Below are 13,396 nucleotides of genomic sequence, written 5' to 3'. Positions count from 1 at the left end.
ACTGATGGGGCGGCGTCTCGTACCAGTTCATGATGAGCGACGAAAAATTCGCTTACATGAAGCGCGCTGATGGTTCCGATGCCATTGAACGCTTCTCCTGGCCAGATATCCACGAAGCCGTGGCGAGCAAGGAATGGGACATCAAGCGTCGACCCTCAAACATCATCGAAGCGACTTATTCGCAAGATCCCTACATGTTCGTTTGGGAGTTGCCGGAAACTCAAAGAACACTGGTGCTGAACCGATGGTTCATCGTGAGCGCTGTCGAGAAGCTCCACGCGCAAAAGAAACTCAAGTTTACCCCAAAGAGTGTCCAAGAAAATGAGGGCATTCTGTTCAAGGAAGCAAGCATTGCGCGTCGCGCATTCGAGGGAGAATTTGGCAAACAGTACTTCAGTTCAAAAACCGAAATGGTTCCGCCCTGGCCAAACGCCTGCACTATTTTGCTTTGGAAACGTAAGTATCGGAACTCAGGTCGCCGGATTGAGGCACTTGTGGACCGCCGCGGAAAATTCTCATCATTCGACATCGATCAGGAGAGCTTTGCGTTCATCAATGCAAGGCTCCGGAAGTACCTCAATGATCAGGAATACTCTGGAAACGGGGTCATTCGTGAAACCCTGATGGATATCGAAAAAGAGAACGAGCGACGACTGGCCACTGGTGAACCGAAGATACAAACACGATGTAGATCCGTTCTGCATGAGTGGCTTCAGAAATTCGGCCCCTTTGCCATCAAGGCGGGGCGAGACGGACTGACCGCAGCCAAACACGAGTATGGAGGCATAGGAAAGACAGAGCGCGCAACGCGTCCCGGTGAGTGCTTTCAAATTGACGAATGGGAGATAGATGCTCGCACGTTCATGATGGCTGGACCATTGCGTGAAGGTCTAGACAAGAAGACCCTTGCAGCTTTACCGCGTGGACGACGTTGGATGTACATCGTCATTGACGTGGCCACACGGTATATCGTTGGCTTTGCTCTGTCCGCGTCCCAAACCCCAGAGGCTGCCGTACGCGCCTTGCGGATGGCGACGCAGAAAAAGGATCATCTTGCGAAAGCGGCTGGTGCCAAGAACGGCTGGGCTGGCATGCAATTTGAAAGCCTGCAGTCCGACACCGGCTCAGCGTTCTTTTCCGAGTTCACGCAACGCGCCGTCAACACAGCATTTGGGACTTACTTCTATCCGACGCTTGGCGAACCTCAATTACGCGGCATTATTGAACGGGTTTTTGGCACCTTTACCGACTGTGCCATGCCTTTGATCCCGGCGCGGACCTTTAGCAACCCGCAGGAGCGAGGCGACTACAAGACTGAGGAGCGGGTTACGCTGACGGATGATCAACTGGCATTGATATTTATCCGCTACATCGTCGACGTATATCATCAGTCCAGCCATTTTGGCCTGTTTGACGAGACGCCACAAAACGCGCTCAATCGCCTTGTCGGGACGGTAGGCAAGCCACCTGACTTGCCAAAACACATCCGTCGACATGCCTTTGGCATTAGGATCGAACGCACACTGACACGGCGAGGTGTCCGAGTTCTTGGTATTGATTTCAACAGCGAGGAAATCGTTGAAGCACGCAAACAATATGGCAGCCCTAAGTGCCCCGTTTATGTTGACCCAGACTCGCTTGGAGCGATCAGCGTCTATGTCAAAGGAAAATGGATCGAGGTTCCAAACAGCATTGAAAACTTCGATGGCATCTCTGTCGTCGAATGGAACGCGGTCGGTGCGATCCTAAGGCAGCGTTACGCCGCCGAGGCCAAGGTAAACTTCTCCGTCACTTTGGCAGCTCTCAACAACATCAGATCACGCGTGACGGATCAGCAAAAGATTGTAGGCACGTTGCCGCAAGCGCCAACTTCAGCAGATTTCAGTCGACTTGAGAACAATCTGTGGCATGGCCTATCGATCTTCGATGATACTGTTGACCAATTAGATGGGCTTCCGAGCGCTGACGACGGGTTGGGTTTCATAATAGGCGAGCCAGCACCCGGCATCGAACGAGACATTGCCGCAGAGAAAGCCACCCCGATTTACGTTGACGACACGCCAATAGCAGAGCCCGACGCTGGGGATAGCGGTGTCGATTACGACACTGATTGGTGGCAGGGGGACGACGACGATGTCTGATCATGTTTCCACTGTGACCAATGCCGGTCCACTATTCATAGACAGCCGCGACGCCAAACGGATCAGGGAACGGATTACAGAGACGTACGAGGACTTCGTAATGGCAACTAGATCCGGCCGACGTTTCGAGGCGCGCGGGATTGCCATTCTGGGTCCGACCGGAACCGGAAAATCTGAGGGCACTATGCAGGCGCTAGAGGCACTCGGGATGGCCGAAACCAACGCAGGGGACCCAGAAAGACCATTCCTGAAACTCGACCTTGGAGCGAGAGCGACATTGAGATCGCTCAGCGCGGCGCTGTTAGAAGAGCTCGGTTGGCCGGCCCGCCAGAAAGATAGTGCCGAAGCCATGCTGCGCTCGAGCCGCAATTACATGGCTAAACTTAACACCAAGATTTTGGTGATCGACGAAATCCAACACATCAGATCGACGGGAAAACAAGATCGAGAGGATCTGCAGGACTTTCTCAAATCGCTGGTAAAGCCGCGCGTTGGTCAGATCATTCCAATCCTGATTGGCATGCCCGAATTTAACGATGTCCTCGCATCAGACGGTCAGTTGGATCGACGATACAGAAAGGTCAGAATGTCGTGTTTTGATCCAGCGTTAGACCTCGCGCGGACGATACGGGTATTGAAGATAGTAGCTGAAAATACCGGTATCGCCTTGGGTGCCAGCGTTATGACCCAGAACTTCGCAGCGCGCCTCATGCACGCCGGTATGTATGCCTTTGGCGAAATCTGCGTCTGGTGTCAGCGTGCCGCGTCAAAAGCATATCGGAGCGATGCAGATGAGCTTGTCATCGCACATTTCCAAGACTGCTACCGACAAGAAGAAGACTGCGTTCCCGCACTCAATCCGTTTATCGCCGGCGACTTCGAAACCATAAAAATCAAACCCCAAGAATAGCTGTCGCACAAGACGGCCCAACAACGAGCAGAAAAATGATCACAGTTCTACCATTAAAGACATCGGCGCTAGCCGACGAACCCGGATTCTCACTACTTGCCCGGAACACCGCCATCAACGCATCTAGCACCACACAGGAATTCTGCACAGCAACAGGACTGTCAAAGGCGAATGTCTGCACTGGCCGTCAGACTGAGCTTGATCGCTTGGCCGATCTTACGGCTTCTGAGCGATCGAGCTTGACGCAAAACAGCCCAGAACAGCTGTCACGAACCTACTCACGCCTGCACGGTCAGCAGTTCATGACGCGGTCGTTGCGTAAGCAAGACCTTGCGATCTGTCCGGATTGCTGGCTGGAGACGGGAACATCCGACAAATCACAGCTACATCTCCGCCGAAACTGGCTTCCTCGCCCAATACAGACCTGTCCAATTCACAACGTTGCTTTGATACCGTTGCCGTATGCGGACTACACCTCTTGCTATGACCATATTTTGCGTGCCCGCTTTGAGCGCGGCTGGCTCGATGGGCTACCACGATATGTTCGGCCCATGCGTCAAAGTCCGTTCGAGCGCGCCGCTATCTGCCAAATCGAAAGTAATACACCAATGTGCAATTGGATCGGTGTCGTTCAGATCGACGTTGTGGAGCGTTGGTGCCTCGGTTTAGGGCACTTCGTCAAAAGAGGCACCGGTCATCCAGATGACCTAACTCGTGAACAGCAGCGGAATGCGATCAACGCTGGCTTTGCAATTACTGAACAGGGCGTGTCCTCAGTATTTGAAGCTGTCGATAAAGCCCTCTGCAAGCATCGTCTTCGGCTGAGCAAAACCTGGCTGCACAACTGGGCTTTGCTGTCTGTCAAGCCAAAGGAACGCTCGTTCTTTCGGGAGTTGATGAGGCAACTATGCGCCGACCAGGGCCACTTTTGTCTGAACAGTATCTCGCAAAAGGTCAGAGTTGAACGATATGTCGATGCCAACATTGTTGCCATTGCCAAGGCAGCAAATCGTCACCACAGCTGGGTCAGGATGGCACTGGTACGTGATGGATTACTGCCCGAAGGTGGAAACCCTCAACAACAGAACCTAAAGGTTCAGATGCAAAAATGCTTGGCCCACATCCAAGACTTAGTGAAAAGCCTGGATACGACGAAGGGTGCTAAGCTTCTTGGTATTGGCACAAAAGGGTTTGAAGCGCTGGTGAATGACGGTCTGCTCCGGCCGATCAGAAGCACTGCCCACAAGAAATGGCGGTTTCGGCGAGAAGGTATTGAGGGCTTTTCGGCTCGGATCCAGGAGCATGTTGCCGGCAACAGCCCTGCTGACAACGCTGATTATTGCAGCATCCATCAAGCGTGCTTTGCATACGGATGCACCACGCCGCAAGTCATTCGGCTCATCCTGACCGACCAATTGGCTGGCTCGTATCAACATGAAACCGGAGTTGGCATTGCTGGCATTCGTGTTCTCAGGTCTGCACTTGTTGCCAAGCTTCCCATCTTCACCAGCAAACACATCACACCATATGATCTGACCAAGCAGCTTGGCTTAGAATACGCTGAACTCAAACAGTTGAATAAACTCAACCTGCTGCCATGCTATCCAACTCCATCCGGCTGCCGGCGGAGAATTCGGAACAGTGTGAGCGTCATAATTCTCGATCAGTTTCTGGGACGCTTTCAAACGGTGCGCAGTGCAGCGGGTGTGTTGCAGATTGAGGAAAGCGATCTCCAGAAACGCATCAATGAAGTAGGGATTTGTCCGTCTCCAGATGCTGGTGGTCTGCCGGTATATTCGGCATCCGAACTGCTAAGCCTCTAACCTAAAGTCAAAATTTCTATGCTGTTCCCGGCCGCTTCCTGCGGCCTTTTGTTTGCCTTCACGCCCACAAGACTCGCGTCTAACCCGGATGAAGTTGGGGTTCTATACGGACAGTTTCGGAAAAGTGTCTTATTATCAGTGTGTTGAAAATAGAGAAGACTCGGTTTCAGACCGGACTCCACACTTGAATCTGCAGGCTGAATAGTTGGGCGCCAACTATAGTGCGATCATTCGTCCGTCCCGTCTGGGAGGGTGTATTCCGGAAGCTTGGATAACGCGGATTTCAATGCGTCGCCCCAGCCTTCTGAAATGGTGCGGAAATAGTCGTCGTCGGCCTCGAACCGCGAGCGTTTGCCCGCTTCAAGGCTGTCCTCGTCGTAGAGCAGAAGATCGAGCGGCGCGCCCACCGACAAATTGGCTTTGATCGTGGAATCAAAACTGACCATCAAAAGCTTCACCGTCTCGGGAAAACTCATCTCGGCATCGTAGGCGCGGACCAGAATCGGGCGGCCGTATTTGGTCTCGCCGATCTGAAAGAACGGGGTTTCGTCTCCGGCTTCGATAAAGTTGCCTTCCGGGTAGATCAGAAACAGGCGCGAGGGTCCGCCTTTTATCTGCCCCCCCAGAACAAGCGTTGCGTGAAAGGCGCTGTCTGCCTGCTGGCCTGATCGGGCGTGCTGTTCGATCACGCTGTTCAGCGTTTCGGCAACCAATTGCGCAACCTGAAACATTGTCGATGCTTCGAGGATCGATGGCGATCGCTCCTCTGGGACCTTGGTCCGCTCTTCCAGCAAGCTGATCGTTGCTTGCGTGGTCGCCAGATTTCCCGCGGTCAACAAGGTGATGGAACGTTCCCCGTCCACCGTCCAGTTGAACATCTTGTTGAAGGTAGAGACATTGTCGACGCCGGCGTTTGTACGCGTGTCTGACATGAAAACCAGCCCGCGGTTCAGCCGCATCCCCACAGCGTAGGTCATTTATGTCTCCGTTACTGCTGTGCGACCTGCAATTGTACCGTCAATTGCTCGCCCGCTGTCCCTATTCGGTTTCCTATTACCGGGGCAGCTTGCATATAGTCCAGACCGGTTGCGACGCGAACATACCGATCGTCAGGGGAAATCCCGTTGGAGACATCGAAACCGACCCATCCGAGCCCCTCAAGATGCACTTCGGCCCAGGCATGAGTCGCGTCCTGAAGCTCAGTTTCGTTCATCATCAGATAGCCCGAGACATAGCGGGCGGGTAATCCCATCTTGCGCGCGCAAGTGATAAAAATGTGGGCGTGGTCCTGACAAACACCGCAGCCTGCGTCTATCGCGTCCTCTGCACTCCAATCAGGCTGAGAGCTTCCAATCTCATAGCGAACGCATCCACGAATGGCTTCTGACAGGGCGTGCATCTGCTGTAGCTGCTCGCCTTCAGGCAATGCGTTCACCAGATCGGTGACGCCCTTTCCAGGGGCCGTCTGCTTGGTGCTGCGATTGAAAAGCCACAGGGGCGTTGAACCTTCATGGCGACCCAATATCCCATGCATATCCTCGACTTCGACAATACCTTCCGAGATCAGGGAAACGCTTTGGGTGTTTACGTCAAAGCTGATCAATTCGACCGTGTTGCGGTGATAGTCCTCGTAACTCAATTCCTTTCGGCCACCGACAATTTCAGTGCTCCAACTTTCGATCTGCTGGTTGCGAAAGGATTTGGGCGTTTTCCTCAGTTGTTGAAGCCCAAAGGGTACCGGCGCATCGAAATCGTATCGGGTTTCATGTTTGATATGCAGTTTCATGGGCTACTCATAGAACCGGTAGTCGATTTCGATCTGGCGACTTAATTCACCGAGATCTCTCAGGAAATCTTCTATGTATTCGTGCAATCCAAATTCGAAGATGTCCGTAATCTGTTGGTCGAGATATTTTTCGGCAAGCAGATTTGAGGCCTCGCACGAGGGGCCCGCAAAACCATAGTCTTTCTTGAGGTAAGACAGGTTTTCCTGAATCTTCCGGCAACAGAAATGAAGGCTGCGGGGCATGCGCTGATCTAAAATCAGGAACTGAGCGATAGCCGAAGGTGTGGTTTTTTGCCCGTGTGTCATCCGGTACCCACCACCTGCCCCGACCGAACGAAGGATGCTTTCCCACTGGATATTGTCCAACGACGACCCGACCGAGAACGCCGTGGGCAGCAGGACATAGTACTTAACGTCCAGAATGCGACCGGTATTGTCGGCGCGTTCGATGAATGTACCTATGCGTGTAAAATCGAACATGTCGTTTCGCAGCATCGTGCCAAGCGTCGCACCGCGCACCAGCGCTGCTTGCTGGCGAATAAGTTCCAGCAAGCCCGGCAGATCGCGCTCGTTCACGCGACGTTTCATCGCCGCGTCCACCTGCATCCAGGTGCTGTTTACCGCGCTCCAGACGTCATGGGTCAATGCTGTTCGCACAAGACGAGCGTTGTCTCGGGCTTGCTTGATCACCGATCTTATGGACGAGGAGTTATCGACATCCCTCAACATCCAATCGACGGCGTCGTCCTTCGTGATCTCTTCGTAGTTGGACAAATATCCGTCCAGCACGCCGGCTGTTTTCAACACCGAGCCCCATTCCTCGACCGAGTTCTGGGTTCGTGTCAAAGCCATCCTTTGCCCGGTTTCCAGCAGTCTTGCGGTGTTTTCTGCGCGCTCCAGATAACGGGACATCCAGAACAACCCGCCAGCAGTTTTTCCCAGCATGTCAGTCCTCCAGAACCCAGGTATCTTTTGTCCCGCCACCCTGGCTGGAATTCACGACCAATGATCCTTTCTTGAGCGCGACACGCGTCAAACCGCCGGGCGTGATCTTGATCCCGTCCGGCGACACCAACACAAACGGGCGCAGATCAACATGCCTGGGCGCCAAACCAGACCGAGCAAAAATCGGCACCGTCGACAATGACAGAGTCGGCTGGGCGATATAGTTCGCCGGGCGCGATTTGAGCTTGTCGCGGAAGGCGCTGATCTCTTTCTTGCTGGCGGTCGGGCCGATCAACATCCCATAGCCACCCGAACCGTGCACTTCTTTCACGACAAGCTCGGACAAGTTGTCCAGAACATACGCCAGAGAGTCCGGATCACTGCACCGCCATGTCGGAACGTTCTGCAACAGCGGCTTCTCGCCCGTATAGAATTCAACGATTTCAGGCATGTAGGAATATATCGCCTTGTCATCGGCGATACCGGTTCCAGGCGCATTGGCAATTGTTATGCCCCCAGCACGGTACACATCCATGATGCCCGGCACACCCAAAGCGCTGTCGGGATTGAAATTCAACGGGTCGAGGAAATCGTCGTCGACCCGCCGATACAGGACATCTATCGGCTGGTACCCACGCGTGGTGCGCATGCAGACACGACCATCGACAACGCGCAGGTCATGTCCTTCGACCAATTCGACAGCCATCTGATCCGCAAGGAAAGCGTGCTCGTAATAGGCCGAGTTGAAGATACCCGGTGTCAGAACCGCGACAGTTGGCTCTCTGTCCGCGCCGGCTGGTGCGCAGGCGGCAAGCGATCGTCTCAGGTTCTTGGGGTAGTCGGAAACATTGCGTACGTTTGTTGCGCTGAAAAGCTCGGGGAACATCTTCAACATGGTTTCCCGGTTTTCCAGCATGTAGCTGACACCCGAGGGAGTGCGGGCGTTGTCCTCGAGCACGAAGAACTCATCCGGACCGGTCCGCACCAGATCGATTCCCACGATGTGCGTGTAGACCTGTCCGGGCGGTGAAACGCCAAGCATCTGCGGCAGGAACGCTTCGTTTCCGGCAATCATTTCGGCAGGAACACGCCCGGCACGGACAATTTCCTGGCGGTGGTAGATATCGTGCAAGAAGGCATTGATGGCCCTGACGCGCTGTTCAATGCCTCTTTCCAGCCGCTGCCATTCCCGGCCGGATATCACACGTGGAACGATATCAAACGGGATCAACCGCTCTTCCGCCTCGGCTTTACCGTAGACGTTGAAAGTGATCCCGGTGAGCCTAAAGACTTCTTCCGCTTCGCGCTGTTTGGCCCTCAGCCTTGAAACATCTTCCGAGTCGAACCAGCGACCAATTTCTTCATAAGGAACCCGCAGAGATCCGTCGGCGCCGAACATTTCGTCAAAATAGTCACTCATGGAAGGAGTTTGCCAAACAAACCTGAGTTTTCAAGAGGTATGGCCTCCATCGCCAATTCCCTGCCGGGAAGCGCCTATTTTTAAAGCGAATGGATACGCCGCCTTTATTCGAGCTACTTCGATTTGGGTCAAAAGCTCAGTAAACCAACGCGCTGCTGGTCCCCTTCGCAGCGTTTCGATTACTCGGGCCCGACCGAACAACATCCGATTTCCGAGACATCCGGAGCCTGAAGACTGGCGCGGCTTGCCGCGCTCAGTGAGTTCAGGTCGCAACGTGCGATACATCCTTGTCCGGCGAATAGATGTCCAGGATGTTCCAATGCCCGTTCGTTGGCGTCGGGTTGTTGATCATTGGCACGTCGAGGACGGTTGGTTTGCCGCTGGCAATGGCCGCCTCCAGTGCGGGCAATAACTCATCCGCCGCGCTCAGCCTGTGTCCTTCCGCACCGTAAGCCCGCGCAATGTCAGCATATCCCGGTCCGTTTGCGGGCGCTTCGGCTGATCCTGGAAATGTCGTTCCGTAGGTCAATCCGTAATGCGCCTTTTGCAGTCCTGCGATGGTACCGAATGCATTGTTGTTCATCACCAGCCAGATGATGCCCAGATCAAGCTCGACCGCCGTTGCCAGCATCGACGGGTTTTGGCCAAAGCCACCGTCGCCAACCAGACTAAGCACCACACGATCCGGCGCTGCCAGTTTTGCGCCGATCGCTCCCGGAGGGCCAAAACCCATCGTGGCAAACCCGCCCGGTGTCAGGATGGAACCCGGTGTCAGAATATCGAATTGCTGTCCGACGCCATTCTTGTTCCATCCAACATCAGTGGTGATGATTGCATCCTCGGGCAGCGCCTTGCGGGTGTCTGCCAGAATACGCTCGGGCATCATCGGAAAGGCTGATGAGGTCGCCATGTCCGCGTTGCGCACTTTGAAGTCAGTCCGGAAGTCGGCGATCTTCTGTTCCAGCGCGGGGCGTTTGAAGCCGTCCGGATACATCTCGCGGGCCACGCGGGTCAGGACACGCAACGCGGCCTTGGCGTCCGCGACGACGCCGATCTCGGTGGGATAGTTTCGGCCGATCTCCTGCGGTTCGATGTCGATATGGATGACCTTGGACCCGGGAATGTTGAACGTGTAGCCGGGATACCAGCTGGAGCAATCGGCCTCTTTGAACCGAGTGCCAACCGCAAAGATGTAGTCCGCATTCAGGCAGGACTGGTTGACCAGCTCGGTGCCCCAAAACCCCGTCATGCCCAACACCAGCGGATGGTCGTCCCGCAACGCGCCCTTGCCCATCAGGGAATGCGCGACCGGCAGGCCCATGTGTTCCACAAAAGCGCGTAGTTCCTCACTGGCCTGTGCCAGAAGGATACCGCCGCCAACATAGGCGACCGGATTTTCGGCCTGTGCCAATGCTTCGACAATCTCACGCGCGGTTTCGTCATCGATCGATGGTTTCTTGAGCGCACTGGTGTTGCCGAGAATGCGGTCGAAGCTGTCCGACGGAATCACTTCCGAGAAGATATCCATCGGCACATTGACCAGCACCGGCCCTGGCTGACCGCTTTCCGCAAGGTGGAACGCCTTTTCCAGAATTTCGGCCATCAGATCCGCCCGATCCACCCGCCAGGCGCGTTTAACAAACGGGCGATAGATCTCCCACTGGGCCGCGTCTGCGTGCAGGTTCACCTCCTGATGCGGATGTTTACCGTAGTAATGCGTGGGAATGTCCCCCGCGATAACCACCATCGGGATGCAGTCCAATGCGGCGTTTGCGACCCCGGTGGCGCAGTTGGTCAGCCCTGGGGAGAGATGGGACAGCACCACCGAGGCCTTGCCCGTCACGCGCGCATAAGCGTCAGCTGCGTGACTGGCGATCTGTTCATGGCGAACGGTCACGAAGTCGATGGGACTTTCCGCCAGCGCAGCCAGAACCGCGATATTCGTGTGGCCACACAGGCCGAATACATGCTTGACCTCACGGCGTTCGAGGAAATCAACGATGTGTTCGGCGACCGTTTTGCCGTCCAGTTTCGCTCCGTCCATCACGCGACCTCCTGTCCGTAGAACTCACCGAACAGGTCCTGCTCCGAGGGGCGATCCTCGGGGATCGGACGGCTGACCCAGGTGTAGTTCATCATGTGCTTCATGGTGACGTTTTCATTGGTGATGTTGCCGCCCCAGATGCCGCAGCCTAGGCTGCTGGTCATTGGCATGCCATTGGTCCAGGCACCCGCATTGGCCTTGGACTGGGGCTGTCGCACCATCATACGGCTGACCGGGGCCAGTCGAGCCAACCGATCAATGTGATCGTCATTGTGGCTATAAATCCCGCAGGAATGGCCCTTGCCTCCGGTGTTGTAGATCTGGCTGACCGTTGCCAGCGCGTCATCGAACGTGTCGAAGTGATAAAGCGCCATCAGCGTAGTCAGCTTTTCCTTGGAAAACTTGTGCTGCGGCCCGATTTGCCCCTGATTTTCAACCATCAGGAATTTGCGGTCCTCGGGAATCGAGAACCCGGCGACCTTGGCCGTTTGCTGAGGTGGGCAGGCGATGGTCGGGAACGTACGGTTGCCCTTCTCATCCCACATGGCCGCTTCGAGCATAGCCTTTTCTTCGTCCGAACACAGGTATCCGCCTTCGGCCTCAAGCGCCTTGACCATATCGTCGTAAACCGAGCGCTGGATGATGATGTTGCCGTCGGCCGAGCAGCCCGATCCAAAGTCGGACGTCTTTGAAATGCGAGTGTTCTGAGCGGCGATGTCCAGATCTGCGGTCTCATCGATGACAATGGATGAATTGCCGGCGCCGACGCCATAGGCCGGTCGCCCTGAACTGTACGCCGCTTTGACCATCGGCTTGCCACCCGTCGCCAAAGTCAGGTCACAAACCTCCATCAAATGTTGCGTCAACGGGATCGACGGTTTGCGGATCGACTGGAACAGGTCTTCGGGGGCACCGGCGGCACGGCAGGCCGCGCGCATGACCTCGACCATCTCGAAGGTGGTATGGGCGGTGCGCGGGTGCGGGCTGAAGATGACCGCATTCCGGGCGTTCGCGGCGGACACGCCAGTCACCGGAGGAGTCATTGCCGGATTGGTCATCGGGATCAAGGAGGCGATGACACCGGCAGGTTTGGCATATTTCACCAGGCCCTTTTCTTCGTCGACTTCGACGATCCCGGTCGACGGTGTGCGCAGTACATCGCGCAGGACCATGTGTATCTTGAACCGCTTCGCAGGACGCCCTGCGCGATCACCAATACCGCTCTCGTCCACGCCTTGCTGTGCAAGACGTGTGAAAGTTTTCTCATTCCCCGCATACCACGCGATGGCCTGAGACAGGCGGTCCAGCCTGTCCTGATCCCAATCCTCGATCTCGGCCATGGCAGCGCGGGCGCGTGCCAGCATATCGGCCGCGAGTTGTCGGTCGTTTTCAGTGAGCTCTTTGCCCATGGTGATCCTCTTGGTGTTTTGGAATTGCAGCATCAGGCATACGACGCTGAGATCGCGCCGCACCGAATGTTCGTTTGGCGTGGCTGAGACAGCGACGCGCGTGTTCTTCATATCCCAACTCGGCAACGCGGCTTTGGTTGGGTAGTTCGATGGAATAGTCGACGGGTGGCATGCGTTCGATGATGCCGGTGAAGTCGATCCAGCCCTCGCCGGGGTACAACCTTGCATCGCGGGCCAGCTGGATCATGCCCTCGCGCGTATCTGCGATGCCTGGCAAGCAGTCAGAGATATGCAGGAAGTGAAACAACTCCGAGGGGACGTGCAAAAGCTCTCCAAGATCCACTCGGCTGAGGTGCAGGTAGAGCGTGTCGACCAGAATACCGCCATTCGGCTGATCAGAGGCTCGGACAATATCCAGTGCCTCATCCAGAGTGCGCAAGCGGGAAAAGCTTGGGAACTCCAGGTCCACTGTTAGCCCGTAGGGCGCCGCCAGTTCGCAGGATTCAGAATAGACGTCGATCAGGAAGTCGCGATCATCGCGGGTGTTGGTCCACGCGCTCATGATCATGCGTTTGGCGCCCAGTTCCCCGCCAATCTCTAGCGAAGGCTCAAAACTGCGCGGATCGACATCTTCGGTGATGCGCGCAATCTCGACATCAAGGACTTTCAGACCGGTTGTAGAAAGCGCAGTTTTGGTAGCCTGCACCTGCGCCTTGTCGATTGGCGATTGGGTGAATTCTCCGGGCACATGCATCGGAATAAACCGGGGGCTGACGGCATCGTAACCAGCCCGGGCTGCGATATAGACCAGCTCGGGCGGCGTACAGCCGATCAGCGTCAGATGCGCCAAGGAATAGAGAGAGGGGCTTGCGCCAGCCTCTTCGGGTTTCACCATGAACGACAGCTCCACGTGTCTGC

At 55.5% G+C, this 13,396-nt stretch carries 10 protein-coding genes; 3 read left to right on the top strand and 7 right to left on the bottom strand.

Features of this window, described 5'->3' with window-relative positions:
- Nucleotides 1-32: 32 nt before the first annotated feature.
- From ACR0JA_RS05950 to ACR0JA_RS05940, 3 genes are read left to right on the top strand one after another with little or no spacing between them, the layout of a single operon-like run.
- Nucleotides 33-2,141 carry a hypothetical protein gene (locus ACR0JA_RS05950; RefSeq protein WP_480571384.1) on the top strand — a complete coding sequence of 703 codons (2,109 nt, stop codon included), beginning with the start codon at nucleotides 33-35 and terminating at the stop codon, nucleotides 2,139-2,141.
- Nucleotides 2,134-3,051, top strand: a complete 918-nt coding sequence (locus ACR0JA_RS05945) for a TniB family NTP-binding protein (RefSeq protein ID WP_480571381.1) — start codon at nucleotides 2,134-2,136, stop codon at nucleotides 3,049-3,051. Before ACR0JA_RS05950 ends, ACR0JA_RS05945 begins: the two co-directional genes overlap by 8 nt.
- A 35-nt stretch (nucleotides 3,052-3,086) precedes the next feature.
- On the top strand, nucleotides 3,087-4,874 hold the full coding sequence (locus ACR0JA_RS05940; RefSeq protein ID WP_480571378.1) for a TniQ family protein: 1,788 nt from the start codon (nucleotides 3,087-3,089) through the stop codon (nucleotides 4,872-4,874).
- Between the two features lie 227 nt (nucleotides 4,875-5,101).
- Here ACR0JA_RS05940 and ACR0JA_RS05935 read toward each other — a convergent pair whose 3' ends face one another.
- The 7 genes from ACR0JA_RS05935 to ACR0JA_RS05905 all read right to left on the bottom strand — a co-directional run bounded on the left by ACR0JA_RS05935 (nucleotide 5,102) and on the right by ACR0JA_RS05905 (nucleotide 13,373).
- A complete protein-coding gene (locus tag ACR0JA_RS05935) occupies nucleotides 5,102-5,851 on the bottom strand; it encodes a proteasome-type protease (RefSeq protein ID WP_480571376.1) in 750 nt (249 codons plus the stop codon).
- A gap of 11 nt (nucleotides 5,852-5,862) precedes the next feature.
- On the bottom strand, nucleotides 5,863-6,660 hold the full coding sequence (locus ACR0JA_RS05930; RefSeq protein ID WP_480571373.1) for a transglutaminase family protein: 798 nt from the start codon (nucleotides 6,658-6,660) through the stop codon (nucleotides 5,863-5,865).
- Nucleotides 6,661-6,663: 3 nt separating this feature from the next.
- Nucleotides 6,664-7,605 carry an alpha-E domain-containing protein gene (locus tag ACR0JA_RS05925; RefSeq protein WP_480571370.1) on the bottom strand — a complete coding sequence of 314 codons (942 nt, stop codon included), beginning with the start codon at nucleotides 7,603-7,605 and terminating at the stop codon, nucleotides 6,664-6,666.
- A 1-nt stretch (nucleotide 7,606) separates the two neighbouring features.
- Nucleotides 7,607-9,025 (bottom strand): circularly permuted type 2 ATP-grasp protein, encoded by a 1,419-nt coding sequence (locus ACR0JA_RS05920; RefSeq protein WP_480571367.1) that lies wholly within the window; start codon nucleotides 9,023-9,025, stop codon nucleotides 7,607-7,609.
- A 262-nt stretch (nucleotides 9,026-9,287) separates the two neighbouring features.
- A complete protein-coding gene (locus ACR0JA_RS05915; RefSeq protein WP_480571364.1) occupies nucleotides 9,288-11,069 on the bottom strand; it encodes a thiamine pyrophosphate-binding protein in 1,782 nt (593 codons plus the stop codon).
- Nucleotides 11,069-12,478, bottom strand: coding sequence for an aldehyde dehydrogenase family protein (locus ACR0JA_RS05910; RefSeq protein WP_480571361.1), 1,410 nt, complete (start codon nucleotides 12,476-12,478; stop codon nucleotides 11,069-11,071). The genes ACR0JA_RS05915 and ACR0JA_RS05910 overlap by 1 nt, the downstream gene beginning before the upstream one ends.
- Nucleotides 12,459-13,373 (bottom strand): sugar phosphate isomerase/epimerase family protein, encoded by a 915-nt coding sequence (locus tag ACR0JA_RS05905; RefSeq protein ID WP_480571358.1) that lies wholly within the window; start codon nucleotides 13,371-13,373, stop codon nucleotides 12,459-12,461. The genes ACR0JA_RS05910 and ACR0JA_RS05905 overlap by 20 nt, the downstream gene beginning before the upstream one ends.
- Between the last annotated feature and the right edge of the window lie 23 nt (nucleotides 13,374-13,396).

It is taken from the genome of Ruegeria sp. AM4 (assembly GCF_056540665.1).
Note: the sequence above shows the minus strand (reverse complement) of the source record. Positions and strands in the feature narration are given on the sequence as shown.

Coding starts and splice junctions, on each gene's coding strand:
- ACR0JA_RS05950 (WP_480571384.1), top strand. CDS start 33: ATGAGCGACGAAAAATTCGCTTACATGAAGCGCGCTGATGGTTCCGAT.
- ACR0JA_RS05945 (WP_480571381.1), top strand. CDS start 2,134: ATGTCTGATCATGTTTCCACTGTGACCAATGCCGGTCCACTATTCATA.
- ACR0JA_RS05940 (WP_480571378.1), top strand. CDS start 3,087: ATGATCACAGTTCTACCATTAAAGACATCGGCGCTAGCCGACGAACCC.
- ACR0JA_RS05935 (WP_480571376.1), bottom strand. CDS start 5,851: ATGACCTACGCTGTGGGGATGCGGCTGAACCGCGGGCTGGTTTTCATG.
- ACR0JA_RS05930 (WP_480571373.1), bottom strand. CDS start 6,660: ATGAAACTGCATATCAAACATGAAACCCGATACGATTTCGATGCGCCG.
- ACR0JA_RS05925 (WP_480571370.1), bottom strand. CDS start 7,605: ATGCTGGGAAAAACTGCTGGCGGGTTGTTCTGGATGTCCCGTTATCTG.
- ACR0JA_RS05920 (WP_480571367.1), bottom strand. CDS start 9,025: ATGAGTGACTATTTTGACGAAATGTTCGGCGCCGACGGATCTCTGCGG.
- ACR0JA_RS05915 (WP_480571364.1), bottom strand. CDS start 11,069: ATGGACGGAGCGAAACTGGACGGCAAAACGGTCGCCGAACACATCGTT.
- ACR0JA_RS05910 (WP_480571361.1), bottom strand. CDS start 12,478: ATGGGCAAAGAGCTCACTGAAAACGACCGACAACTCGCGGCCGATATG.
- ACR0JA_RS05905 (WP_480571358.1), bottom strand. CDS start 13,373: ATGGTGAAACCCGAAGAGGCTGGCGCAAGCCCCTCTCTCTATTCCTTG.